Source organism: Mesorhizobium japonicum MAFF 303099, from assembly GCF_000009625.1.
Lineage (GTDB): Bacteria > Pseudomonadota > Alphaproteobacteria > Rhizobiales > Rhizobiaceae > Mesorhizobium > Mesorhizobium japonicum.
In genome coordinates this window covers 6,441,304-6,466,034 of the sequence record NC_002678.2, presented here as the reverse complement: position 1 = coordinate 6,466,034, position 24,731 = coordinate 6,441,304, and the positions used below count along the sequence as shown (strand labels likewise).

The 24,731-nt window shown below is 63.3% G+C and carries 26 protein-coding genes and 1 pseudogene; 13 read left to right on the top strand and 14 right to left on the bottom strand.

The window, feature by feature from the left end; genetic code table 11:
* Positions 1-933 carry a LysR family transcriptional regulator gene (locus MAFF_RS31795; RefSeq protein WP_010915142.1) on the bottom strand — a complete coding sequence of 311 codons (933 nt, stop codon included), beginning with the start codon at positions 931-933 and terminating at the stop codon, positions 1-3.
* A gap of 93 nt (positions 934-1,026) precedes the next feature.
* Here MAFF_RS31795 and MAFF_RS31790 point away from each other — a divergent pair, with 93 nt between their 5' ends.
* Positions 1,027-1,824: an NAD(P)H-dependent oxidoreductase gene (locus MAFF_RS31790; RefSeq protein WP_010915141.1), complete on the top strand. Its 798-nt coding sequence runs from the start codon at positions 1,027-1,029 to the stop codon at positions 1,822-1,824.
* A 13-nt stretch (positions 1,825-1,837) separates the two neighbouring features.
* On the opposite strand, the gene MAFF_RS31785 is transcribed toward MAFF_RS31790, so the two are convergent.
* Positions 1,838-3,313: a LysM peptidoglycan-binding domain-containing protein gene (locus tag MAFF_RS31785; RefSeq protein WP_010915140.1), complete on the bottom strand. Its 1,476-nt coding sequence runs from the start codon at positions 3,311-3,313 to the stop codon at positions 1,838-1,840.
* 142 nt (positions 3,314-3,455) lie between these two features.
* Here MAFF_RS31785 and MAFF_RS31780 point away from each other — a divergent pair, with 142 nt between their 5' ends.
* Positions 3,456-4,067: a TIGR00730 family Rossman fold protein gene (locus MAFF_RS31780; protein WP_010915139.1), complete on the top strand. Its 612-nt coding sequence runs from the start codon at positions 3,456-3,458 to the stop codon at positions 4,065-4,067.
* Positions 4,068-4,095: 28 nt separating this feature from the next.
* On the opposite strand, the gene MAFF_RS31775 is transcribed toward MAFF_RS31780, so the two are convergent.
* Positions 4,096-4,986 (bottom strand): LysR substrate-binding domain-containing protein, encoded by an 891-nt coding sequence (locus tag MAFF_RS31775; protein WP_010915138.1) that lies wholly within the window; start codon positions 4,984-4,986, stop codon positions 4,096-4,098.
* A 109-nt stretch (positions 4,987-5,095) separates the two neighbouring features.
* On the opposite strand from MAFF_RS31775, the gene MAFF_RS31770 reads away from it, so the two are divergent.
* Both MAFF_RS31770 and MAFF_RS31765 read left to right on the top strand, forming a co-directional pair.
* Positions 5,096-5,386 carry a muconolactone Delta-isomerase family protein gene (locus MAFF_RS31770; RefSeq protein WP_044549841.1) on the top strand — a complete coding sequence of 97 codons (291 nt, stop codon included), beginning with the start codon at positions 5,096-5,098 and terminating at the stop codon, positions 5,384-5,386.
* A gap of 174 nt (positions 5,387-5,560) precedes the next feature.
* Positions 5,561-6,556: a transporter gene (locus MAFF_RS31765; RefSeq protein ID WP_010915136.1), complete on the top strand. Its 996-nt coding sequence runs from the start codon at positions 5,561-5,563 to the stop codon at positions 6,554-6,556.
* Here MAFF_RS31765 and rarD read toward each other — a convergent pair.
* The 7 genes from rarD to cysS all read right to left on the bottom strand — a co-directional run bounded on the left by rarD (position 6,534) and on the right by cysS (position 12,909).
* Positions 6,534-7,466, bottom strand: a complete 933-nt coding sequence (gene rarD / locus MAFF_RS31760; protein WP_010915135.1) for an EamA family transporter RarD — start codon at positions 7,464-7,466, stop codon at positions 6,534-6,536. The genes MAFF_RS31765 and rarD overlap by 23 nt on opposite strands.
* Positions 7,467-7,549: 83 nt before the next feature.
* Positions 7,550-9,172 carry a citramalate synthase gene (gene cimA / locus MAFF_RS31755; RefSeq protein ID WP_010915134.1) on the bottom strand — a complete coding sequence of 541 codons (1,623 nt, stop codon included), beginning with the start codon at positions 9,170-9,172 and terminating at the stop codon, positions 7,550-7,552.
* A complete protein-coding gene (pip, locus tag MAFF_RS31750; RefSeq protein WP_010915133.1) occupies positions 9,169-10,125 on the bottom strand; it encodes a prolyl aminopeptidase in 957 nt (318 codons plus the stop codon). The genes cimA and pip overlap by 4 nt, the downstream gene beginning before the upstream one ends.
* Positions 10,122-10,598 carry a GFA family protein gene (locus MAFF_RS31745; RefSeq protein ID WP_010915132.1) on the bottom strand — a complete coding sequence of 159 codons (477 nt, stop codon included), beginning with the start codon at positions 10,596-10,598 and terminating at the stop codon, positions 10,122-10,124. The genes pip and MAFF_RS31745 overlap by 4 nt, the downstream gene beginning before the upstream one ends.
* A complete protein-coding gene (locus MAFF_RS31740; protein ID WP_010915131.1) occupies positions 10,595-11,086 on the bottom strand; it encodes a GFA family protein in 492 nt (163 codons plus the stop codon). Before MAFF_RS31740 ends, MAFF_RS31745 begins: the two co-directional genes overlap by 4 nt.
* A 6-nt stretch (positions 11,087-11,092) precedes the next feature.
* Positions 11,093-11,479, bottom strand: a complete 387-nt coding sequence (locus tag MAFF_RS31735; protein WP_010915130.1) for a VOC family protein — start codon at positions 11,477-11,479, stop codon at positions 11,093-11,095.
* Positions 11,476-12,909, bottom strand: coding sequence for a cysteine--tRNA ligase (gene cysS, locus MAFF_RS31730; protein WP_010915129.1), 1,434 nt, complete (start codon positions 12,907-12,909; stop codon positions 11,476-11,478). Before cysS ends, MAFF_RS31735 begins: the two co-directional genes overlap by 4 nt.
* 416 nt (positions 12,910-13,325) lie before the next feature.
* On the opposite strand from cysS, the gene MAFF_RS40160 reads away from it, so the two are divergent.
* Positions 13,326-13,481, top strand: coding sequence for a hypothetical protein (locus MAFF_RS40160; RefSeq protein ID WP_010915128.1), 156 nt, complete (start codon positions 13,326-13,328; stop codon positions 13,479-13,481).
* A gap of 68 nt (positions 13,482-13,549) precedes the next feature.
* Here MAFF_RS40160 and MAFF_RS31725 read toward each other — a convergent pair whose 3' ends face one another.
* Complete coding sequence (locus MAFF_RS31725; protein ID WP_044549833.1) at positions 13,550-14,311, bottom strand: SOS response-associated peptidase; 762 nt, start codon at positions 14,309-14,311, stop codon at positions 13,550-13,552.
* Between the two features lie 126 nt (positions 14,312-14,437).
* On the opposite strand from MAFF_RS31725, the gene MAFF_RS31720 reads away from it, so the two are divergent.
* The 4 genes from MAFF_RS31720 to MAFF_RS31705 all read left to right on the top strand — a co-directional run bounded on the left by MAFF_RS31720 (position 14,438) and on the right by MAFF_RS31705 (position 16,785).
* A complete protein-coding gene (locus tag MAFF_RS31720; RefSeq protein WP_010915126.1) occupies positions 14,438-14,872 on the top strand; it encodes an NUDIX hydrolase in 435 nt (144 codons plus the stop codon).
* A 62-nt stretch (positions 14,873-14,934) separates the two neighbouring features.
* Positions 14,935-15,312: a TIGR02301 family protein gene (locus MAFF_RS31715; RefSeq protein WP_010915125.1), complete on the top strand. Its 378-nt coding sequence runs from the start codon at positions 14,935-14,937 to the stop codon at positions 15,310-15,312.
* 352 nt (positions 15,313-15,664) lie between these two features.
* The gene (locus MAFF_RS31710; protein ID WP_008874920.1) at positions 15,665-15,922 is read left to right on the top strand and encodes a hypothetical protein; all 258 of its coding nucleotides are present in this window, start codon (positions 15,665-15,667) and stop codon (positions 15,920-15,922) included.
* A 71-nt stretch (positions 15,923-15,993) separates the two neighbouring features.
* Positions 15,994-16,785 (top strand): hypothetical protein, encoded by a 792-nt coding sequence (locus MAFF_RS31705; RefSeq protein ID WP_010915123.1) that lies wholly within the window; start codon positions 15,994-15,996, stop codon positions 16,783-16,785.
* 88 nt (positions 16,786-16,873) lie between these two features.
* Here MAFF_RS31705 and MAFF_RS31700 read toward each other — a convergent pair whose 3' ends face one another.
* The gene (locus MAFF_RS31700; RefSeq protein WP_044549827.1) at positions 16,874-18,205 is read right to left on the bottom strand and encodes a dihydroorotase; all 1,332 of its coding nucleotides are present in this window, start codon (positions 18,203-18,205) and stop codon (positions 16,874-16,876) included.
* A 75-nt stretch (positions 18,206-18,280) separates the two neighbouring features.
* On the opposite strand from MAFF_RS31700, the gene MAFF_RS31695 reads away from it, so the two are divergent.
* The 3 genes from MAFF_RS31695 (at position 18,281) to MAFF_RS31685 (ending at position 21,983) form a co-directional block, all read left to right on the top strand.
* Positions 18,281-19,141 (top strand): YgfZ/GcvT domain-containing protein, encoded by an 861-nt coding sequence (locus tag MAFF_RS31695; protein ID WP_010915121.1) that lies wholly within the window; start codon positions 18,281-18,283, stop codon positions 19,139-19,141.
* A complete protein-coding gene (locus MAFF_RS31690; RefSeq protein WP_010915120.1) occupies positions 19,141-19,776 on the top strand; it encodes an HD family hydrolase in 636 nt (211 codons plus the stop codon). Before MAFF_RS31695 ends, MAFF_RS31690 begins: the two co-directional genes overlap by 1 nt.
* 65 nt (positions 19,777-19,841) lie before the next feature.
* Positions 19,842-21,983 carry a putative bifunctional diguanylate cyclase/phosphodiesterase gene (locus tag MAFF_RS31685; RefSeq protein ID WP_044551585.1) on the top strand — a complete coding sequence of 714 codons (2,142 nt, stop codon included), beginning with the start codon at positions 19,842-19,844 and terminating at the stop codon, positions 21,981-21,983.
* Between the two features lie 28 nt (positions 21,984-22,011).
* On the opposite strand, the gene MAFF_RS31680 is transcribed toward MAFF_RS31685, so the two are convergent.
* A complete protein-coding gene (locus MAFF_RS31680) occupies positions 22,012-22,932 on the bottom strand; it encodes a LysR family transcriptional regulator (protein WP_010915118.1) in 921 nt (306 codons plus the stop codon).
* A gap of 93 nt (positions 22,933-23,025) precedes the next feature.
* Between MAFF_RS31680 and MAFF_RS31675 the strand changes: the two are divergent.
* Positions 23,026-23,780 (top strand): annotated as a pseudogene (locus MAFF_RS31675) (SDR family oxidoreductase).
* A 58-nt stretch (positions 23,781-23,838) separates the two neighbouring features.
* Here the strand turns inward: MAFF_RS31675 and MAFF_RS31670 are convergent.
* Entirely contained in the window at positions 23,839-24,729 is an 891-nt protein-coding gene (locus tag MAFF_RS31670; protein WP_010915116.1) for a fatty acid desaturase family protein, read from the bottom strand.
* Positions 24,730-24,731: the final 2 nt, after the last annotated feature.

The window sequence follows — 24,731 nt, the reverse complement described above, 5'->3', positions numbered from 1 at the left end:
CTAATGCTCCGACAGGGATTTCTCGATCCCTGGAATGGCGGCAATCTGCTCAGCCAGAAACTCGACCAGCAAGCGGACCCTTGCGACGCCCGCGCGCTCCGGGACGATCAACATGTTCAGCGGGACGGACGGCAGCGAATAATCCGCAAGGATCGTCTCGAGCAAGCCCGCAGCCAGGAGATCGTCCACCAGCCATCGATGCGCCGGCGCGATCCCGCGAGCGGCGATCATGGCCTGCCGCGCGGCAAGTCCATGATCGATACGCAGTCGCCCGGCGAAAGGCACCGTGTGGCGTTGGCCGTCGGCGCCCTGCAAAGCAAGCGTTTCGCTGCCCGCCACGTTCGACATCCGGATGCCCTCATGCCGGGACAGATCTGAAGGGTCGGCCGGTCTTCCCCGCGCCGCAAGATAGTCCGGAGACGCCACGAGCAGGCGCCGCGACTGGCCGAGAGCCCGCAGCTTCAACGAGCTGTCCGTGAGCGGGCCCAGCCGAAGTGCGATATCGACACCCTCACGGACGAGGTCCACCCGCTCATCCGTGAGGCTGAGGTCAACCCCTATGTCGGGATGACGGTCCTGAAAAGCGAAGATCAGGCGGCTGACGTGCAAGACGCCAAAGGCCGCCGTGCAGCTTATCCGGATCGTGCCGGCGGGCGCGCCGCGCGTGCCCCGGGCCTCATCGCTGGCCTGTTCGACGAGGCGCAGGATCTGAACGCTATTGGCATAATAGCGGCTGCCTTCGGCGGTCATCGTGACCCGCCGGGTCGTCCTGCTGAGCAAAGGCACGCCGACAGCTTCTTCCAGTTCCCGCACATGCCGCGTGATCGTTGACTGCCCGACACCAAATTCCCGCGCGACGGCCGACAGGCTGCCACGCTCGGCCACGCGAACGAAGCTGCGCATGCGCTCGAATGTAATGTCGGACTTATCCATTATTCGGCACAATATTATGCATTACCTGCATATAGTGGATCGTATCGTCGTTGACTACGTTTGCGTCAGTTTCCTCAATACCGGATCTGACCCATGAAAGTTCTGCTTGTCTTCGCCCACCCTGAATCACGCTCGCTGAGCGGCGCGCTTCGTGACGTCGCCATAAGGGAACTCGAGGCTCAAGGGCATGAGGTGCGCGTATCGGACCTGTACGCCGATGGCTGGAAATCCGAAATCGATCGCGCCGACTTCCCTTCGCTGGAACCCGATGCGCGGCTCATCCCGGTCGCGGCTTCCAAGAAGGGTTTCGAGGCCAATACGCTAACCGCAGATGTAAAGGCCGAGATCGAGAAGCTGCTGTGGGCCGACACCTTGATCCTGCAGTTCCCGCTTTGGTGGTTCGCCATGCCGGCAATCCTCAAGGGCTGGGTCGACCGTGTGTTCGCCTACGGATTCGCCTATGGCGTTGGTGAGCACAGCGATCGGCGCTGGGGCGATCGCTATGGCGAGGGCACCCTTGTCGGGAAACGCGCTATGTTGATCGTGACCGCCGGGGGTTGGGAGGAGCACTACACGCCGCGCGGGATCAACGGACCCATCGACGACCTGCTGTTTCCGATCAATCACGGGATCCTTTATTACCCCGGATACGACGTGCTTCCGCCGTTCGTGGTCTACAAGGTCGATCGTCTCGACGAGACCGGCTTCGAGCCCGTGGCTGAACGGCTGCGTGACAGGATGAGGACGCTTGCGACGACGGCGCCCATTCCATACCGTCGGCAAAATGGCGGAGATTATCTCATTCCGAGCATGAATCTCCGCCCTGAGCTGGGCGATCCCGGGGCAAACGGTTTCGCGCTTCACTCCAACCAAGCAGGCGATGCCAGCTGATCGATGTAGGCTCCTACTGCTTCTTAGTCGGCGCCGTCGTGGCCTGCTCGCCCATTGCCTTGAGGTCGGCGGCTTCGCCTTCCTTGGACTTTTCCGGGACCTTGAACACTTGGCCGGGCCAGATGTGGTCGGGATCCCTGATCTGGTCCTGGTTGGCGAGGTAGATGGTGGAATATCGCACGCCGTGGCCGTAGACGCGCCGCGAAATCCGCCACAGCGTGTCGTTGCGGCGGATAATCACGGCGCCGTCGGCATGTTCGAGCTTGGGCGCCACGGCTTCCGGCACGTCGCTTGGCGGCGTGGGGGCAACGACAACGGCCGGAGCCTCCGCAGCGGGCGCAGCCGGTGCGGCAGGAGCCGGAGCGGCGGGTGCTTCGGCGGCTGCCGGTGCGGCCGGCTTGGCATCCGCCGGCTTGGTCCCGGCAGGCGCCACCGCGGCAACCGCTTCGCCCGGCTCGCGCTCGAACGGCACGGCGGCGCGGGCCACGACCTTCACGCCGTCGGCATCGAGGCCGTCGACATGGATGGTGTAGCTGCCGACTGGAATGTCGCGCGTCGCTTCGATGAGGAAATGACCGTCCGGCGATGTCAGCGCGTCACCGAGCAGGATGTCGTTGGCATAGGCGCGCACCTTGCGGCCCGGATCGGCGAGACCGGCGACAAAGATCTTGTTGCCGTCGATCTCGACCGCCTCGACGACGATCTTGGGTTCGGCCACGGCGGCGGGCGGCGTTGCCGGTGCGGCGGGGGCCGGAGCAGCCGTTGCGGGCGCTTCAGCGGCCGGAGCTGGCCCCGGTGCAGCCGGAGCGGCAGCCTGGTCGCCGGTGGCGGGTGCTGCCAGTTTGGTCTCGGGCGCGGGAACCGTCAGCAGTTCGGCCGGCTTACCGGGCTCCTCGACCATGGCCAGCACCTGGCCGGCGGCGTTCTTGGGAACCGAAACGACAGCGGTCTGCACCGAGACGGTCACGACCGTGCCGACGGTCGAATGCAGGGTAATCGTATAGTCGCCAGGCTTCAGCGGATCGTCGAGCACGATGACAAAGGCGCCATCGGCACCCGCCACCGTCGAACCGAGCACCGCCGTGCCGCTCAGGATCTCGACCTTTGAATTGGGCGCTGCATTGCCGGCAATGACGATCGAGCCATTGCTCTCGACGCGCACGACATCGAAAGTCGGCGCGGTCGGGCCGGCAGCTGCGGGTGCGGCCGGTGCAGGCGCTGCCGGAGCTGTAGCCTCTGTCGCGGACGCGGCTGGAGCAGTCGCCTGCGGCGCCGCGGCGGGGGCGGCCGGCACCGCCGGCGCTGGCAGTCGCCCTTCCGTGCCGGGATCAGCCGGTTTCGGCGCCTCGGGCGGCGTCAAGGCCGCGACCTTCGCCGGCGGCGTTGGATGAAGATACGGGTCGAGTGCGCCCGATACATAGGCAGTTCCCGCGGCCGCGACGGTCCCACCCGCCGCGAACAGGAACGCCTTCAGTGGATTAATTGCCATATTTCCCTACCCCTTAGCCACCTAATGCCGGTCTAGCGTGTTTTGCCAATGCCGACAAGAAAAACGGGCACTCAAGAAAAAGCCCGGCTTGTCAACCCTTAGGGCTTGACCACGCTTTCAGACCCAATCACCAATCATCCGCATGAACACGATTCGATCCGTCTGCGTTTATTGCGGCTCGTCTCCGGGCCGCAATGAAATCTATGCGAAGGCCGGGCACCTGCTTGGACGCTCGATTGCCAAAGCGGGCCTGCGGCTGGTCTATGGCGGCGGCACCAAAGGCATTATGGGCGCCGTCGCAGAAGGCGCGCTCAAGGCCGGCGGCAAGGTGACCGGCATCATTCCCCGCTTCCTGATCAACAGGGAAGCAACCGAAACCGCGCTCGACCGGCTCGACGAGTTGCTGATCACCGACAACATGCACGAGCGCAAGCACAAGATGTTCGAGAAATCCGACGCCTTTGTGGCGCTGCCTGGCGGCATCGGCACAGTCGAGGAAATCGTCGAGATCATGACCTGGGCGCAACTCGGCCATCACCGCAAGCCGATCGTCTTCGCCAATATCAACGGATTCTGGGATCCGATGACGGCGTTGCTTGATCATATGACGGCGGAGGGCTTCATCCACACCGCGCAGCGGGTCAAGCCGCTGGTCGTCAACGATCCGGAGGCCATCGTCGCCGCCATCATGGTGGCAGGCTCTTCCGTCGACGCCCCGACCGAGGGCGTGCAGTCGGTGATCGACAAGATGTAGGGAATAGGAAGTGGGGAATAGGGCTTGCCTACTGCCTACTGCCTACTGCCTTCCGCAAATCCCCAATCACCGCGCGCTCATCCTGCCGGCGCCAGGCGAGATAAATCGCCACGCTGCGCTTGAACCAGGGAAGGTCGCGGAAGACTATTCCCGGCGGCGCGGCGCTTCGCAGGCTTTGCTGCACCGTCGCCAGGCCCAATCCGGCGCTGACCAGGCCAAGCGAGGTCAACGGATCGGCGGTCTCATAGGCGATGTCGGGCACGAAGCCGGCCTCGATGCAAGCGGCCAGGAACTGGCCGCGGTTGGTGTCGGCGGGCTGGCGCACCACGGTGACCCACGGGCGCCCGTCGAGGTGATGCGGGCCGATGTCGGCGACAGCCGTAAGCGCATCGCCCTCGGGTATCGCCAGCACCAATGGCTCGCGGCGGACCAGCATCGAGGCAATTTCAGGATAGTCGGCCGGCGGCGGTGAATAGACCAGGCCGAGATCGAGCGTGCGCAGGTGCAGCCCTTCCAGTTGTGCGGCGGAGCGGAGGCTCATCAGGCTGAGATGCAATTGCGGCCGCTCGCGGCGAAATTGCCCGAGCATGCCGGCGACCAACCCAGCATGCACGGCGCCCTCGACATAGCCGATGGCGAGACGGCCGACCGCGCCGCTGGCGAGGCTGCGGCCGAACTCCTCCACGCGCCGCGCATTGGCAATCAGTGCGCGGGCCTCGGTGAGAAAGGCGCGGCCCTCGGCATTGAGATGAACCCGCTGCCTTGCCCTCTCGAACAGGGCGACGCCCAGCTGCTCCTCGAGCTGCATGATCTGCCGGCTGAGCGGCGATTGCGAAATGTGCAGGATTTCGGCGGCGCGACCGACATTGCCGGTTTCGGCGACCGTGATGAAGTAGCGGAGCTGGCGCAGGTCGAACATCTTTTCCCTGGCGATCAAGTCCTTACAGGTCTGAACTCTATCCTAATCAGTCTTGGACAGTCTGACCAGTCTCAGGGATATTCGGTCATCCCAACCAAAGGAGACCGACATGCAGTTCTTTGCCCTTCTCACCCGCAACACCGCAAAGTTCGCCGACGCCGACTTTGCACCGCTTCTGCCAGGCGAGGCCGAACAGCGCCGCACGCTCTACGCCGAAGGTGCGGTGCGCCAGGTCTGGAACCGTGGCGACATCCCCGGCAGCGGCATGATGTTCGAGGCGGCCGACGACGCCGAAGTGCGCGGCCACCTCGCCACCTTGCCGCTGATCAAGGCCGGCATGATGGAGATCGCGGCCATCGTGCCGCTGAACCCCTATCCCGGATTTGGGCCGAAGCACTGAGTTGCCCCGATCGCGACGCGGTGGCGGTGAAGGCGCCGTCACCGCGCTCCCTGCTCGACACACTGTGATCAGCTGTCAAGAAACTGTCACACGAAACCGGCTTCTCGCATGCTAAGACCTTGGAGTTGAGCCGCTTGCGCGGTTCGTTGCTTGGACCATCTGGAGAAGCGACAAGTGAACATCGCCCTCCCCGCCGAAGGCACCGACCTTTCGCCCTATTTGCCCGATGAACACGGGCTGTTCTTCATCTACCATTTCACCGCTGAGGGCGTGCGCACCAAGGATCCCGCGCAAGCCCATTGGACCTGGCGCAGCTACCAGATCACCGACCTCCACGCTCGCCAGGAGATAGGCGCCGAGCAGGCCCTGCCGGCCCCGGCACGCGACGCATTCCTCGCCCCCAGCCATGGCTGCCACATCGATTATGAGGATGGCTGGCTCTATGGCGATCTGCCGGACCTCAAGCACGACTTCTCGGAGGCGCGTGGGCTCGTCCATTTCCGCTTCGCTTTCAACGACACGATGCTGATCGGCGCCCGCAAGCAGCCGCTGGAGTCCGTCGACGCCATCCGCAAGGCGGTGGAGAATGGATCGCGGAAATTCCGCTCGCCGTCGGACCTGATCGAGGCGGTCATGGGCCAGTCGCTCGACGGCATGTCGAGTGAGCTCGGCAAGCTCGGCGATGCGCTCGACGGCATAGAGGACCGCGTCGTGCGCGATGCATGGCACAATGAACGCCAGGCGCTGGTCGAGGCGCGCCGGCAACTGGTGGTGATCCACCGGCAGATGGCGACACTCACCAACCTGTTCCGGCATCTCGACCATTCGCATCGCGACGAGCTACCCGATCTGATCAACGATATGGCGGCCAGGCTCTCGCACCGGGCACTCACCCTCTATAATGACGGCGAGCAGTTGCAGGCACGCACAAGGTTGTTGCAGGACGAGCTGATGGCGAAACTGACCATGCAGTCGAACCAGCTTCTCTACATTCTCTCGGTCATGACGGCGGTGCTGTTGCCGATGACCATCATCTCGGGCCTGTTCGGCATGAATGTCGGCGGTTTGCCCCTGGTCGACACGCCGATGGGTTTCTGGGTAGTGACGGCGGTTTCGCTGCTGATCGCCGGCGTGACGTACCTGTTCGTCAGGCGGCTCGGACAGATGTAGCCGCCGCCCGTCGCGCCGTGACCAGCATCGACCAGGAATACATCGCCAGCGCCGTCCAGATCAGGACAAAGGCAATGGCTTGTGCCGTGCCGAACGGCTCGTCAAAGATCAGAACCGCGATCAGGAACACCATGGTCGGCGCGATGTATTGCATGATGCCGATGGTCGAGAGGCGCAAAAGCTTGGCGCCGAACGCAAACAAAAGCAGCGGCACCGACGTGACCGGACCGCAGCCGATCAGCAACGCCGTGTCGGTGCCGGTGCTGGATACGATGTGGTCCTGTCCGGTCGCGATCAGGTAGACGATACAGCCAAGAGCCGGCACGGACAGCAAAAGCACTTCCAGCAGAAAGCCCTGGCTTGGGCCGATCGGCAGTGTCTTGCGGAAAAAGCCGTAGGCGGCGAAGGAAAACGCCAGCGCCAGCGACACCCAGGGCAGCTTGCCGCCCTCGATTGTCAGCACCGTGACGGCGACCGTCGCCAGCACCACCGCCGCGATCTGCAAACGGTCGAGTCGCTCGCCAAGCAGCAGCGCACCAACGACGACGCTGACCAGCGGGTTGATGTAATAGCCAAGCGCGGTCTCGACGGTGCGGTCGACGGCGATCGCCCAGACATAGATGCCCCAGTTGACCGAAATCAGCGCCGCCGTCAGCGCCGCCATGGCGATGGTGCGGGGGGAGCGAATGGCCGCCTTGAAGTCCGCCGTGCGGCCGGCCCAGACCAGGACCGCCGCGGCGATCGGCACCGACCAGACGATGCGGTGGGCGATCACCTCGGCAAGTGGCAGATGCGCCACCGCCTTCATGTAGAAAGGCAGCAACCCCCACAAGAGATAGGCGCCCAGCGCCAGCAGGAAGCCGCGACGGCCTTTTGACTCTGCGTCCAGGGTAATTGCTTCAGTGACCATGGCCCAACGCTATGGCCCAGTAACCTTGGCAAGACCATCACAAAGTTCTGATGGATCAATGGACTTTCGCTTATGGTTCAACCTTATTCGGCGGCAACAAGCCCGGCCATCTCACGGTTCTTCATCAGCTTGTAGATGATCGAATCCATCAGCGCCTGGAACGAGGCGTCGATGATGTTTTCGGAAACCCCGACCGTCCACCAGCGCGCACCGGTACCGTCATGCGATTCGATCAGAACGCGGGTGATGGCCTCGGTGCCGCCATTGAGGATACGCACCTTGAAGTCGGCGAGTTCGAGGTCGACGATCTCGCTCTGATATTTGCCGAGATCCTTGCGCAGCGCGATGTCGAGCGCGTTGACCGGACCATGGCCTTCCGCCACCGACATCTTCTCCTCGCCGTCGACCTCGACCTTCACGATGGCCTCGGAGACGGTCTTCAGATTGCCGTTGGCGTCGAAGCGGCGCTCGACCATGCAGCGGAATGAGGTGACATTGAAGAATTCCGGCAGGCCATGCAGCATCTTGCGCGCCAGGAGCTCGAAGGATGCGTCGGCGCCCTCATAGGCATAGCCTTCGGCCTCGCGCTCCTTGACGACTGATATCAGCGCGTCGAGCCGGTGATCGTCCCTGGGCACCTCGATGCCGCGCCGCTTCAGCTCGGCGAGGAAATTGGCCTTGCCGCCCTGGTCGGAGACCATGACGCGGCGGCGGTTGCCGACGGATTCCGGCGGCACATGCTCATAGGTCGCCGGTTCTTTGGCCAGGGCGGAGGCATGGATGCCGGCCTTAGTGGCAAAAGCCGAGGCGCCGACATAGGGCGCCTGCGCTTCCGGCGCGCGGTTCAGCAATTCATCGAATGCGCGCGACAGGCGCGAAATGCCGGTCAGCGCTTCGGCCGAAATGCCTGATACAAAGCGATCCGCGAATGCCGGCTTCAGCGCCAGTGTCGGCACGATCGAGATCAGATTGGCGTTGCCGCAGCGCTCGCCTATGCCGTTCAGAGTGCCCTGGATCTGGCGCACGCCGGCCTCGACCGCGGCCAGCGAATTGGCGACCGCCTGGCCGGTGTCGTCATGGGCATGGATGCCGAGATGATCTCCCGGTATGCTCGAGGCGATGACCTTGGCGACGATGGTACGCACTTCCGAGGGCTGCGTGCCGCCATTGGTGTCGCACAACACCACCCAGCGTGCGCCGGCGTCGTATGCCGTCTTGGCGCAGGCCAAGGCATAGTCCGGATTGGCCTTGAAGCCATCGAAGAAATGCTCGCAATCGACCATCGCCTCCTTGCCCGAAGCGACAGCGGTTTCCACCGAAGTCTTGATCGACTCCAGATTCTCCTCGTTGGTGCAGCCGAGCGCGACGCGGACATGATAATCCCAGCTCTTGGCGACGAAGCAGATGGCGTCGGATTTCGACTGCACAAGCGCCGCAAGGCCGGGGTCGTTGGATGCCGACACCCCTGCCCGCTTGGTCATTCCGAAAGCAACGAATTTGGCGCTTGCCGTGCGTTTCTGCTGGAAGAAGGCCGTGTCGGTCGGATTGGCGCCGGGATAGCCGCCCTCGACATAGTCCATGCCGAATTCGTCGAGCAGTTTTGCAATTGCGATCTTGTCCTCGACGGAAAAGTCGATGCCCGGCGTCTGCTGGCCATCGCGCAATGTGGTGTCGAAGAGATAGAGGCGCTCGCGGGTCATGGTCATTTGCCTGCAAATTTGTCCGTCGCGCGGATCAGCCGGTCGAGGATGCCGGGCTCCGAATAGGCATGGCCGGCGCCCTCGATCAGATGGAAATCGGCCTTCGGCCAGGCCTTGTGCAGCGCCCAGGCGTAACGTGCCGGACACGGCATGTCGTAGCGGCCATGGACGATGGTGCCGGGGATATCCTTGAGCTTCCAGGCATCGCGCAGCAGCTGCCCTTCGTCGAGCCAGCCGGCATGGACGAAATAATGATTCTCGATGCGGGCGAAGGCGACGGCATAGTCGTCCTCGCCAAACTTGCCGCTGGTTTCCGGCTCGGGCAGCAGCGTGATGGTTTCGCCTTCCCACAGGCTCCACGCGCGGGCCGCTTCCAGCTGCGCCTTGCGGTCCGAGCCGACCAGCCGCTTGCGGTAGGCGGCCATCATGTCACCGCGCTCGGTCTCGGGGATCGGCGCCAGGAAACGCTCCCACTTGTCGGGAAACATCTCGGAGACGCCGAACTGATAATACCATTCGAGCTCGGCGCGGGTCAGCGTATAGATGCCGCGTACCACCAGTTCGCTGACGCGATCGGGATGCGTCTCGGCATAGGCGAGCGCCAGCGTCGAGCCCCAGGAGCCGCCGAACACCAGCCATGTATCGAAGCCGGCCATTTCGCGCAGCCGCTCTATGTCGGCGACGAGATGCCAGGTGGTGTTGGCCTCCAGCGAGGCGTTCGGCGTCGACTTTCCGCAACCGCGCTGGTCGAACAGGATGACATCGTAGAGCTTTGGGTCGAACAGCCGCCGGTGTTTTGGCGAGATGGTGCCGCCCGGCCCGCCATGCAGGAACACGGCCGGCTTGGCACCCTTGGTGCCGGAACGTTCCCAATAGACCTGATGGCCGTCGCCGACGTCGAGCATGCCGGACTCGACCGCCTCGATCTCGGGATAGAGGCTACGCAATTGGCTGCTCATAGCTGCAAACCCTTGGTCGGCCAGTCCGCTGTTTCATGGTCTGGGTGCTGGAAGGAAATGATCTGTTCCTGCCGGGCATAGTAGTCGGGGTCCTGATGGATGGGCTGATCGAAGATCGTCTCCACCCAGGGCAGCCGCGCGGCGTAGTTGACCTGGATTTGCGGGGCGAGATCGGAACGGTCGTCAAAGGCGCCGATGGCGATCTCCAATCCGCCGGGCTGCCGGTAGGTCAGCGGTGTCCCGCAACGGGCGCAGAAGCCGCGATCGATGTTGACCGACGACTGGAAATAGCTCGGTTCTTCATGGGTCCATTCGACGCCATCCTTGGGCACGATGACCAGCGCACCGAAGAACGAGCCGAACTGCTTCTGGCACATGCGGCAATGGCAGATCGACGGACGGCCGAGCGCCCCCTTGATGCGAAAGCGCACCGCGCCGCACTGGCAGCCGCCGGTTCGTATTGTTTCGGTCATGATCTTTCCTTCGGCGGCCATTGTTCGGTGTCGTGGTCCGGATGCTGGTAGGAGACGAGATCGGCAAGATAGGGGGCCGACGATATGTCGGCCATCGTCTCCTCGCCCGGCAATTGCGGGATCGTGTCGACATAGGGCAATTTTGCCTCGGTACCCCACTGGATCAGCGGTACGATCTCCGCCGGATTGTCGAACGCACCGATGGCGAGACCGACACCATCCGGCGCGGTGAAGGTCAGCGGCGTGCCGCAATCGGCGCAAAAGCCGCGGTCGACATGGCTGGAAGAGCGGAAGTATTTCGGCTCGCCGCGCGTCCAGTCGAGCCTGGCGCCGCGCACCGATACCAGCGGCGCGTAGAACGAGCCGAACGCCTTCTGGCACATGCGGCAATGGCAGATCGAAGCGTCGCCAAGCGCACCCTCGACACGAAAGCGCACCGCGCCGCATTGGCAGCCGCCGGTGTAGGTCGGCCGGTTGTCGAGGCTCATCGCTGGTCACTCCGAGGCATGGCAGACGGCCTCGACATTGTTGCCGTCGGGGTCGAAGACGAAGGCGGCGTAATAGTTGGCGTGATAGTGCGGGCGCAGGCCCGGCCCGCCATTGTCCTTGCCGCCGGCGGCAAATGCCGCGGCATAGAAGGCATCGACCTCGGCGCGGCTGCGCGCGGTGAAGGCGACGTGCTGGCGATCTCTCGGCTTGTCCTTGGCCGAACTCAGCCAGAACACCGGCCGGTCACGGCCATAACCACCGACCTTGGCGCCGCCGGTGTATTCCAGCGGCACCATGTAAAGGAGCAAGGCGCCAAGCGGAGCCATCGCCTTGTCGTAGAAAGCCTTCGAAGCATCGAAATCGGCCACGGTTATGCCGAGATGGTCGATCATCTTTTTACCTCCCAGGTGGTGATGCGTTCGCCCGTGACGGGGTCCTTGCCGTCTTTCAACTGTACACCTTGCGCCAGCAACTCGTCGCGGATGCGGTCGGCCTCGGTCCAGTTCTTTGCGGCGATGAGCGCGAGGCGATTGGCGATCGCCTTGGCAACACCATCTTCATCGATGTCGGCCGAGGCGACATCGAAGCCGAGGAACAGCAGCGACGCCTTCAGCGCAGCGGCGGCTTCGTTGCCGTCCGCGGCCTCGCCGGCCAACTGCGTCAGCACCTGGAAGGCGGCATAGGTGGCAAGATCGTCCGACAAGGCATCGATCACCTCCACCGGCAACTGCCCTGCCGCAGGCGCCAGATCCGCGGCGCGTTTCCATTTGCGCAGCGTGTTCTCGGCCTCCTCCAGCTTGCGCACGGAAAAGTCGATCGGCTCGCGGTAGTGCGTCATCAGCATCGCCAGCCGCAGCACCTCGCCGGGCCAGCTGCGGCCGCCGAAGGTCTCCGTCTCCAGCAGTTCGTGGATCGAGTAGAAATTGCCGAGGCTCTTCGACATCTTCTGCCCTTCGACCTGCAGGAAGCCGTTGTGCATCCAGACATTGGCCATGACTGATGTGCCGTGGGCGCAGCGCGACTGGGCGATCTCGTTCTCATGATGCGGGAAGATGAGATCGAGGCCGCCGCCATGGATGTCGAACACCTCGCCGAGATAGGCTGCCGACATCGCCGAGCATTCGATGTGCCAGCCCGGCCGGCCCCTGCCCCATGGGCTCTGCCAGCCCGGTTCTTCCGGCGATGACAGCTTCCACAGCACGAAATCGCCAGGGTTCTTCTTGTGCGCGTCGACGGCGACGCGGGCGCCGGCCTGCTGTTCGTCGAGATTGCGCTTCGACAATTGTCCGTAGTCCGGCATCGACGCGGTGTCGAATAGAACTTCGCCTGCCGCGGCATAGGCATGGCCGCGTTTGATCAGGCTTTGAATCAAGGTGATCATGTCGGCCTTGCCGTCGGCGCGTGGCTCGACGAATTCGGTGGCGCGCGGCTCGACCGTCGGCTCAAGGCAGCCGAGCGTGGCGACATCCCTGTGGAACTGGTCGGCGGTCTTTTCGGTCACCCGCCGGATGGCTTCGTTGAGCGACAGCTTTCCGGCCGATATCTCGCTACCGAAATCGCGCAGCGCACGCGCGTTGATCTTGTCGTCGACGTCGGTGATGTTGCGCACATAGGTGACATGCGCCTGCCCATAGAGATGGCGTAGCAGGCGGAACAGCACGTCGAAGACGATAACCGGCCTGGCATTGCCGATATGGGCGAAGTCGTAGACCGTCGGGCCGCAGACATACATGCGCACATTGAGCGCATCGATCGGAACGAAGTCCGTCTTCGCACGTGTCAGTGTGTTGTAGAGGCGCAGGCCCTGCGATGCGTCGGACATTCCATGCCTTCCCGGTTCAGAACTTCTATCTGGATGGAGCCAGGCCCGCGCCGAGGCGCAAATCAGACTCCAGCCTGCTGGCCGGGGCGTTTGTCCACTCTGGGAAAAGATGAGGCGAAAACGTCCGGACCAGCGCGAGGCTAGCCAATAATGCAAATGCCACAAATGGCGAAAGACGTTTTCATGGGCGGCTTTATCGCCTTGGTCAGTGTTGCCGTCAAGCCGCTGCTTCCAAGAAAAACGCTGTAAAGATTGGGAAACGCGTCGCCCGATCACGCGGAATCAGGCAGTGAAACATTTTATTAAACATGTCGGCACAGTCATGAAACATTCGCCGGCTAGATCACCAAACGTCACGATTTGGTCGGATTCAACGGTCAAACGCGAACACGAAAACGTTACCTGGGAAGAGAAACATGCCTCGAAGCAAGCAGGAAGCCGCCCGCGCCAAGCAACCGGCGCTGGCCAGCCACTATCGCGCCATCGGCCCGGCCGCGATCGTCGCCGCCCTTCTTCACACCGCGAAGAAAAAGAAGCCGGCGCCGAAGATCGTATCACCCCGCGCTGCCTGAAGCAGTGCCGCCGGCGCCAAAGGCGCCGGGCATGAGGCGCTCACATACGCCTCGAAAAGCGGTATCCTCTAAAACAACGTCATCTGACTGTCGTCCGCGTCGGGCTTCTGGCGCCTGGTCTTCTCGGGTTCCGGCCCGACCTCGCCCCTCTGCTGAATCTCAGGGCCGGTGTTGGCGACCTTGTTGACGAGGTCGGAGACGGGGATAGCTTCGAAGAAATCGAGTTGCGCCGGCCGCAGCAGGTCGGCGACATCGCGCGGCTCCAACGTGCGGCAATCCAGCCAGCGGGCGAAATCCCTGGGATCGATCACCACAGGCATCCGATCGTGGATATGGGCAATGTCGGTATTGGCGTTGACCGTCAGGATGGCGCCGGTGTCCATTTCCGAGCCGCCGGGCTCGGCATAGATCTCGATCAGGCCGGCAAAGGCGACCAGCCCGCCATGCCTGGGCCGGATCCAGTAGGGCTGCCCCTTCTTGCCCCCGCTCTGCCGCCATTCGTAGAAGCCAGACGCCGGCACCAGCGCGCGGCGATGGCGCATGGCGGCCTTGAACGACGCCTTTTCGATTGCGCCTTCCGAGCGCGCGTTGAACAGCAGCGGGAACTCCCTTGTGTCCTTGACCCAGGTGGGAATGAGCCCCCAGCGCACCAGCATCGGTTGCAGGTCCGGCAAATTGGAGCCCGGCGCCCGTGGTGCGCCGGCGGTCGCCATCAGCACCGGTTGCGTCGGCGCGATGTTGTAGCGCGCCGGGAAATCCTGCAGCTCGGCCAGGCCGAGAAAGGCGGCGGTCTGATCCGGCGTGGCGGTCAAGGCAAAACGTCCGCACATGATCGATTGCTCCTGCCTTCGAATGGTTCCGCCAGAAAGTGGCGATGGTACAGCCGCACCGCAACCGCTAAAGCTGTCCGGTGCTGACCGTCCACAGCGGCTGCGGCGGTCGAACGATTGGGAGCCATGAGCGATACGCGAAAGATACTGCCGGCGGTCTCGGTAGCCGTGGTGCGTGGCGACACCGTGCTCTTGGTCAAGCGGGCGCGGCAACCTTCGCAGGGTCTCTATGCCTTTCCTGGCGGCAAGGTCGAGGCCGGCGAGACGCTGGAGGATGCCGCCAAGCGTGAACTGCAGGAAGAGACCGGTTTGCGTGCCACCGGTTTTCGCCCGCTTCGGGAAATCCATATCGACGGCAGGGACGATTCCCACCCGGTCGATTACCGCCTCACGGTCTTCGGCGCTGCCTATGCAGGCGGCGAGGCCGTGGCCAGCGACGATGCCGAGACAGCTGCCTTCTACACGCTCCGTGAGATGACGGCGCTGCCGCTTGCCGGCTCGGTGTTCGCGGTGGCGGAAGATCTGCTTGGCCGACTTGCTGGTTCCCCTGAAAGCCGCTGAATCCCCCAGCCGCCGCGCCGGAAACGCCTTGCAGGCGACAAATTGTTTGGTCACATAGACTTATGAGCCGCGCTCCCTTTCTTGTCGCTTTATGCCTTGCCGCCAGTACGGCCGTGGCCGTGCGGCCGGCGTTTAGCGCCGAGTCGCCGTTCGAGCCGGGGCTGATGCGGTTGGCGGAGGTGCTGGGGTCGCTGCATTTCCTGCGCAATCTGTGCGGCGAGAAGGGCGACCAGTGGCGTGGCGAGATGGAGAAACTGCTCGATTCGGAAAATCCGGATCCCGAGCGTCGCGCCCGCTTCATTGCCAGCTTCAATCGCGGCTATCGTTCCTTCGGCGGCACCTATACGCAGTGCACCGCTTCAGCCACGGAAGCCATCAGCCGCTATATGAAGGAAGGCGAGACGCTGTCGCGCGATATCGCCTCGCGCTATGGCAACTAGGCGTCCATCAACAGATATCCGAGCCGTCGCTGGGCATGTCGGACAAATCTGGCTTGTAGCGGCCTGTGTCTTGGTGCAAACCTGATGTTGCACTTCTGCAACAACGTTAATCAAACGTTACCGCGAGAATGCGAAATTAACTCAAACTGAAGGTTTTCACCCCGCAGGCCGGCCTAATCGGCTAAGTTTGATCCGGGTTGAAACGCAGCTTCGCCAAACACAGCCGTCTGCTGTAAAAGACGATCAAAAAAATGTCGTATTTACAGATACTTACTTAGGGCTGCGTGTAAACGGAACAGATCAAGCCAGATCCGCACTGATGGATCGCAGCTTGAAAGGGTGGACATCGCTTATGGAACATGGTGTCAACGACATCGACGCGCTGGTCAGGGAAGAAAAACGCCTGACGGCAGTGGAAAGCCACAGCGAAGCCTGGGCCGAAGGCCTTTCAGCCGGCATCGAGCCCGAGATCATTGCCGAGGCGGCGCTTGAGACCGCATTCGGTGAAATGTTGCGCGCCAATGGCGAGACGTCGGCCCTTGCCCTGCTCGACCGCATGCGTGAAAAGGTGATTGCTGGCGCCTTCGAACCCGAGCGGCTGCGGCACTGAACCGACATCCGGTTCTTTGACGATCGAGTGCCGTTTGGGCATCATGCCCGGGAGCCAAGGAGATACGGGCAGTGAATTTTCCGATGTCAGGCGGGCCGAAGGGCTTGGTCCTCTACATCCGTCTCGCCACTTGCTGTGCAGCGATTGCCTTTGTGACGTGTCTGGAAAGCAGCCCGGCCTATGCGCTGAGCGAGATCCAACGCGAAGAACTTCCCTCACCTGTCACACCGTCAGCGGATGACGACGTCTCGTCGCCCGGCGGCGCGGTTCCCATGCCCGCCCCGGTCGGAACGCCGCCTTCCACCGGCCAGCAGCCGGCCGCTCCTGACGCGGCGGAGCCCGACAGTCCAGCGGATGGCGGCAGCAACAGGCCGCGTGTCGATCCCGAGGCGCCGTTGCCCGAGGTGGTCTACGACCTTAGCAAGCTGCCCGAGCCCGTGCGGCGCATGCATGATCTGATCATCGAGGCCTGCAAGAGCGGCGACATCGAAAAGCTCCGGCCCCTGATCGGCAAGGGCGACAGCATGACCCAGCTGTCGCTGGCCGACATAGATGGCGACGCCATCGCCTTCCTCAAAGGCCTGTCCGGCGACCCTGACGGCCAGGAGATCCTGGCCATCCTGGAGGAAGTGCTCAGCGCCGGCTATGTCCATGTCGACGCCGGAACAGCCCAGGAACTCTATGTCTGGCCGTATTTCTTCGCGCTGCCGCTGGACAAGCTCGACGCCAAGCAGCGTGTCGAACTGTTCAAGATCGTCACAGCCGGCGATTTCGACGACATGAAGCAGTTCGGCGCTTATATTTTCTATCGCGTCGGCATCACGCCTGCAGGGCAGTGGACATTTTTCGTCGCCGGAGACTGAGTGGGCTTACCCCTGCCCCTCGGAGCAAGGGGGCGGCGCCGCGTCCACCCGAACTTTCGGTCCAACCTCACAAGGGGAGTTTGAGGCTCTAAGCAGGCAACGCCTCGGAAAACTCCACCGCCCTGCCCTGCCCGGGCGTGACGATTTCGCCTTCCCACATGACGCGGCGGCCGCGAATGACGGTGCCGACCGGCCAGCCGGTGACTTCCTTGCCGTCATAAGGCGTCCAGCCGGCCTTGGAGCCGGCCTGCGCATTGGTGATGGTCTCGCGCCGCTTCATATCCACAACCGTGAAGTCGGCATCGTAGCCGGCGGCGATGCGGCCTTTTCTGGCCATGCCGAAAATACGCTGCGGGCCGTGGCTGGAGAGATCGACGAAACGCTGCAAGGTCAGCCGGCCGGCGTTGACGTGGTCGAGCATGATCGGCACCAGCGTCTGCACACCGGTCATGCCCGACGGTGAGGCCGGATAGGGTTTTGCCTTTTCGGCCAGCGTATGCGGCGCGTGATCGGAGCCGAGCACGTCGACGATACCTTGCGCGATGCCGTGCCAGACGCCATCGCGGTGGCGGGAGGCACGCACCGGCGGGTTCATCTGGATCAGCGTGCCGAGCCTTAGATAGTCGTCGGCGCTCAGCGTCAGATGGTGCGGCGTCGCCTCGCAGGTCGCGACGTCCTTGTGCTGTTCGAGGAACAGGATCTCCTCGGCGGTCGAGATGTGCAGGACGTGGATGCGGGCGCGAACATCGCGCGCAATGCGCACCAGCCGTTCGGTGCAACGCAAGGCGGCGATCTCGTCGCGCCAAACCGGATGCGATGACGGGTCGCCCTCGATGCGTTCGCCAAGGCGCTCGCGCAGCCGGAACTCGTCCTCCGAATGAAAGGCGGCACGGCGGCGGGTGTTCCGCAGGATCGACGCGACGCCTTCGTCGTCTTCGACCAACAGGTCGCCGGTGGACGATCCCATGAAGACCTTTATGCCCGCGGCGCCTGGCAGCCGTTCAAGCTCGCCGACATCCCTGGCGTTGTCGCGGGTACCGCCGACCCAGAACGCGAAGTCGCAATGCATGCGCCCACTGCCGCGCCGCACCTTGTCGGCCAGCGTTGCCTCGCTGGTGGTCAACGGGTTGGTGTTGGGCATCTCGAACACCGCGGTGACACCGCCAAGCACCGCCGCCCGCGAGCCCGTTTCCAAATCTTCCTTGTGCTCCAGTCCCGGCTCGCGGAAATGCACCTGGCTGTCGACGACGCCCGGCAGGATGTGCAGGCCGCGGCAGTCGATCGTCTCGTCGGCCGAGGCCTGGCGGAGATCGCCTATTGCGGCGATGCGTCCATTCTTCACGCCGATGTCACGTGCCCCCTCGCCATCATGGTTGACCACTGTGCCGCCTGTCAGGATGAGGTCGTAGGTCATGGCCATGCTCTCTTGCGGGGGGAGTGTCAGCGGCTTACGTAATGGCCAACCGTTTTGCAAGATCAGGCGTTTATCCTCCCCATGCCCTTTGCCCTGCTGAAAGACCGCGCGCTCATCTCCGTCTCCGGCCCGGATGCCGAGCATTTTCTGCAAAACATCCTGACCACCGATCTCGATACGCTTGGCGCCGGCGAAACAAAGCCTGGCGCGCTGTTGACGCCGCAAGGCAAGATCCTGTTCGACTTCCTGATCTCGCGTGCCGGCGAAAACGCCTTCCGGCTGGAATGCCGGGCCGACATTTCAGATGATTTTGTTCGCCGGCTGATGCTCTACAAACTTCGCGCCAAGGTCGAGATTGCCAAGTCGGAACAGTCGCTTGTCGCTGTTGCGTGGGGAAAAGAGTCAATCGCCTCAGAAAATGATTCAACCGCGTTTGCCGACAAGCGCTTTGCCAAGGAAAGCGTCACACGCACCTATGCCGGCATTGCGGACGCCGGCGACATCGCCGCGTGGCAGGCCTTCCGCATCGCCCACGGCATGGCGGAGAGCGGTGCCGATTATGCGCTGGGCGACGCCTTCCCGCATGACGTGCTTCTCGATGAGACCGGCGGGGTCGGCTTCAAGAAAGGCTGCTATGTCGGCCAGGAAGTGGTCTCGCGCATGCAGCATCGCGGCACCGCCAGGCGACGTGTGCTGATCGTGCAGGCCGGGCTTGCCCTGCCCGCCCCCGGCACCGAACTCACCGTCGAGGGCCGGCCGGTCGGCACGCTCGGCTCGAGCGCCGGCGACATCGGGCTTGCCATTGCCCGCATCGACAGGGTCAAGGTGGCACTGGACGCCGGCCAGCCGATCCTGGCCGGCGACGTTCCGGTGCGGCTCGCCATTCCCGCCTGGGCCAAATTCAGTTTTCCGCAGGAAACCGTCAGCGCGGAGGAAGCCTGATGGCGGCGGACCGCACCGGGGCGCCGCCGCGCGCCTGGCAGCGCATGCTGTCCGGCCGCCGGCTCGACCTGCTCGATCCCTCTCCGCTCGACATCGAGATTTCGGACATTGCCCATGGGCTCGCCCGCGTCGCCCGCTGGAACGGCCAGACCAGCGGCGAGCATGCGTTTTCAGTCGCCCAGCACTCGTTGCTGGTCGAAGCCCTGTTCAATGACCTGGTGCCTCAGGCTTCTGCCACCGACCGGCTTGCCGCGCTGCTGCATGACGCGCCTGAATATGTCATTGGCGACATGATCTCGCCGTTTAAGTCGGTGATGGGCGGCAGCTACAAGGACTGCGAATTGCGCCTGCAGCGTGCCATCCACCAGCGCTTTTCGCTGCCGGCCGAACCGGCCGCGGCGGTGCGCAGGGACATCAAGCGCGCCGACCAGATCGCAGCCTATTTCGAGGCAACGCTGCTTGCCGGCTTCTCGACCGCCGAAGCGACCGAATTCTTCGGCCGTCCGCGCGGTTTTTCAGCCGAGCGCTTCGATTTCACACCACGCTCGGTCACCTGGGCGCAGGATGCCTTCCTGAAGCGGTTTTCGGCGCTTGAGAAATCGCGGCATCCAGTTGCGACGTCGGTGGTAGGGTAGAGAACGCTAAATTAACCGGAAACGGCAACAGTGTGGTGTTCGATCACGCACCGCAGGCGCGCCTCATGCCCGTCGTGGATGTCAAGGATGGTTCGATCGTGCCGGAGCGGGCGGCCGAAGGCGTGGAGCGCCCGCGCCGCATGGAAGACGAGCTGCGCGAACAGAACGAACGCTTTTCGGCCGCTGTCGAGAACATGTCGCATGGGTTGTGCATGTTCGACGCCGACGAACGCATGATCATCTGCAACGGCAACTACATCAACATCTTCTGCCTCGACGCCAAGCTGGTACGACCGGGCATCCACTTCATCGACATCCTGCGGCACAGCGTCGACATCGGCATCGCCTCGCAAAGCGCCGACGAGCTCTATGCCGTCCGCAAACCCTATATCGACCAGGCGAAACCCTCGACCTACGAAGAGACGCTGTCGGATGGTCGCATCATCAACATCTCGCACCGCCCGCTGGCCCTGGGCGGCTGGGTTTCGATCTACGAGGACATCACCGAACAGCGGCGCGCCGAGCAGGACCTCAAGGAGCAACATCGCCGTTTCGACGCGGCACTCGCCAACATGTCGCAAGGCCTGCTGATGTACGACGCCGACGGCAAGATGATCGTGCGCAACCGGCGTTTTCTGGAGCTCTACAACGTTACCGCGGCGGACTTCCCGCTTGGAACGACGCATCGCGATGCGCTGGAAAAACTGCTGGAAATCGGCATCTATCAGCAGATCGACGTCGACAGCGAAGTCGCCAAGACCGAGGCCTGTCTGGTGGTGGCAAAAATGCACTCGGCCTATCGCTACCTAACCGACGGCAGGACGGTTCTGGTCACGCGCCAGCCGATGAGCGGCGGCGGCTGGGTGGTGACCTTCGACGACGTCACCGAACGTCGACGCACCGAAGAGCGCATGATCCATCTTGCGCATCACGACACGCTGACCGGACTGCCCAATCGCTCGATGTTCCGCGAACGGCTCGATTTGGCGCTGGAGGATGCGGCGGCACCGCCGCTGGCGATCTTCTCGCTCGATCTCGACCGCTTCAAGGCGATCAACGACACCTGGGGACATCCCGCCGGCGACTGGCTCTTGAAAAGCGTCGCCGAGAGGCTGCAGCGTTGCCTGCACAATGAGACGGACGTCGTCGCCCGCTTCGGCGGCGACGAGTTCGTCGTCATGCAGTTCAACTCGAAGGGCATCGCCGATGCCGAAAAACTGGCGAAACGCATCGTCGAGGCCATCGCAAAACAGTTTCGCGACAAGAGCCGGGATATGCATATCGGCATCAGCCTGGGCATCGCTGTTTTCCCCCAAGATGGCAGGGACGCCGATACGCTGCTGAAAAACGCCGATACGGCGCTCTATCGGGCCAAGAGCGAAGGGAGAAACCTCTATCGCTTCTTCGAGCCCGCGATGGACGCCATCGTGCAGGCTCGGCGGGCGCTCGAAGTCGACCTCGACGCGGCGCTGCCGCGCCAGGAGTTCGATCTCGATTTCCAGCCCATCATGAACATCGCCTCCGGCGAGATCATCGGCGCCGAGGCCTTGATGCGCTGGCATTCCCCTGCGCGCGGCACTGTCGCGCCGGACGCGTTCATTCCCGTCGCCGAAGAGACCGGGCTGATCGTGCCGCTCGGCGAGTGGGCGCTGAGGAAGGCCTGCGCGGCGGCGGCCAGCTGGCCTCCCGGCCTGCGCATCGCGGTCAATGTCTCGGCCGTGCAGCTCAAAAGCGGTGGGTTTGCCCGCAGCGTCATCTCGGCCTTGGCTTTTTCCGGCGTGCCGGCCGGACAGCTGGAGCTGGAAATCACCGAAACCGTGCTGATGGACGAGAGCAAAGCCGTGCTGAAGACGCTGCGGCAGCTGCGCGATCTCGGCATCCGCATCGCGCTGGATGATTTCGGCACCGGCTATTCCTCGCTCGCCTATCTCAGGCGTTTCCCGGTCGACAAGATCAAGATCGATCGCTCCTTCATCCGCGATATGGGCAATCGCGACACGGCGGCGATCGTCCGCACCATCATCGGGCTCGGCAACGAGCTTGGTATTGTCGTCACCGCCGAGGGCGTCGAGACCGAGGTGCAACTCGACATGCTGCGCGACAATGGTTGTGAAGAGGCGCAAGGCTATTTGATCGGCGTGCCGTCGAAGGCGGCGGACATCCAGCGTCTGTTGAAGGCGCGTGCGCTACACAGCCAGACCGGCTGATCCATTCGGGAGGCAGACGCCGTGCCCTCTATGGATTGATCGGCTGCCAGCTCGGTCTTGACAGGTGGGCAGCCATAAAACCCGCGACGGCTTCGACCTTCGCCGGGCGCGCGCGAGCCGACGGCGTTACGAAATACAGCGCTCCCCTCGGCAAAGTCCAGTCGGTCAGGATCGCTTGCAGGCGCCCATCGGCAAGATACTCGCTGGCAATGAATTCCGGCAGCTCGGCGATCGCGATTCCGGCCAGCACGGTCGGAACAAGGGCGTCGGAATTGGTGACCCGCAATGGTCCTGACGGGGTGACAACCTCTTCATCGCCCGCGGCATTGCTGAAATGCCAGACATCCTGTCGCGGCCGATAGGCATAGCCAAGACAGTGATGTGCGTCGAGGTCGCGTGGCGTGCTCGGCCGGCCATGCCTGGCGAGATAGGATGGTGCAGCAACGATGAACGGCGCAATACTACACAGGCGCCGGGCAACCAGCGAAGAATCCGGCAACACGGCAATCCGCAAGGCTGCGTCGAACCCCTCGCCGATCAGATCGACGACTGCATCGCTTAGATGCATGTCAATCGACACGTCGGGATAGAGCTTGAAGAAATCAGGGAGCAGCGGCGCCACCCACCTCAGCCCGAACGACATTGGAACGGCCAGACGTACAAGACCGCGCGGACTGGCCGACAGTTCGCGGGCCGCGTTCTCGGCGTCCTCCGCATCGCGGTAGAGACGGGACGCACGCTCGGCGAGCCGATGACCGAAATCCGTTAGTGCCAGACGCCGCGACGTCCGGTTGAAAAGCCGGGCGCCAAGCCGCTCCTCCAGACGGCTGACACCGCGTGACACGGTCGCCACCGACAGGCCGAGCACGCGCGCGGCGGCGGCAAAGGAACGCTCCTCCGCGACCTTGGCGAACATGGCCAAACCTTCAAAATCCGGAGCTTTCGACATCGCCAATCCTGCAATGATTGTTTGCAAGCATTGCTATTTCGAAATGATCAACCTGTCCATATGTCTCTGTCACCCACAACAGGAGTGACGAAAATGACAAACAAACTCGAAGGAAAGATCGCCGTGGTTACCGGCGGCAGCAGCGGTATCGGCCTTGGCATTGCCAAGCGCTTCGCCGCCGAAGGCGCGCACGTCTACATCACCGGGCGGCGACAGGCGGAGATCGACAAGGCTGTCGCGGCAATCGGCAAGCACGCCACCGGCATCCAGGCCGACTCGACCAGTTTCACCGATCTCGATCGGCTTACGCGCAGGTGAAAGCGCGAAGCGGCCGCATCGATGTGCTCTCGGTCAATGCCGGCGGCGGCTCCATGCTGCCGCTCGGCCAGATAACCGAGCAGCACTTTGACGAAACCTTCGACCGCAACGTCTAGGCCGTGCTGTTCACGGTGCAGAAGGCGCTCACACTGTTGGCCGACGGCGCCTCGGTAATCCTGACCGGTTCGACCGCCGGCTCAACCGGCGCCGCGGCGTTTAGCGTCTATGGCGCGTCGAAGGCGGCGCTGCGTAATTTTGCCCGCAGCTGGATAATCGACCTGAAGGAACGGCAGATCCGCGTCAACATCCTCAGCCCCGGTCCGACCCGTACGACAGGCCTCGCCGAACTTGCCGGACCCGAAGCCGAACAGCAGAAGGGTTTGCTTGATTTCCTTGCTACCCAGGTGCCGATGGGCCGGCTCGGCGACCCTGACGAGATCGGCAAGGCGGCAGTGTTCCTGGCCTCCGATGATTCCAGCTTTGTCACCGGGGCTGAGCTGTTCGTCGACGGCGGCACCGCACAGGTCTAGCCCCTCACGCCGGTCGCGTCCTCAGCGGGTGCGACCGGTTGCCGACCGCGCATCTTCATCAACGCAACGTTTCCACATATTTCTCGTGGAAGCTGACATAGCCGGGCTCGACCACCTTCAGATGCCGCTCGATCAGTGCGTGAAACTGCGGCAATTGGTGAAACGGCACGCCGGGATAGGCGTGATGCTCGGCATGGAACGGCATGTTCCAGGCGAGCTTGCGCACTACCCAGTTGGTCAGCGTGGTTCTCGTATTCTCCAGCATGTTGGCCACGAACGGGCAGCGGCCGTGTTCGGCGAGCAGATAGAGGCGCAGAAACGGCTGTCCCAACAGAGCGGGAATGATCCAGACATAGACAAGCACGGAGAGCCGAAAATAGACGGCGAGCAGAAGGACGACGGCGTAGAAGGCAATCATGGCGCACGCTTCGGCCCGCACCTTGGGCCGGCCTTTCGGCGGCACATAGCTCTCCTGGCTGCCGCCAACCGCATTGGCGTAGAGCGTCTTGAGATGGCCCCACCACAGCGGGATGCCGGAAACATGCACGAGGTACTGCCGCAGCGTTTCCGGCTTGGGAAACGCCAGCTCCGGATCGTTCTCGGGGTCCTGCGTGAAGCGGTGATGGGCGAAATGGAAATAGCGGAACCAGTCGGCCGGCAGCGCCAGCGCCAGGCTGCACACCCGCGCCACGAAATCGTTCAGCCACTGCGTGTCGAAGGCCGTGCGATGAACCGTCTCATGCAGCAGCGTGAACAGGAAGACGATCAGGATGCCTTGCGGCAGCATCAGGAGCGGCCAGAATGGTACTTTCGCGGCGATCAGCGATCCGATGATCGCAATCGCCCCCCAATGAGCGCCGAGCTGAACGAGACCCGCAGCGTTGGACTTGGCGGTCAGGCGACTGCGCTCTTCGGGAGCAAGTGACGCGATGATGTCGCGATGGTCCATCG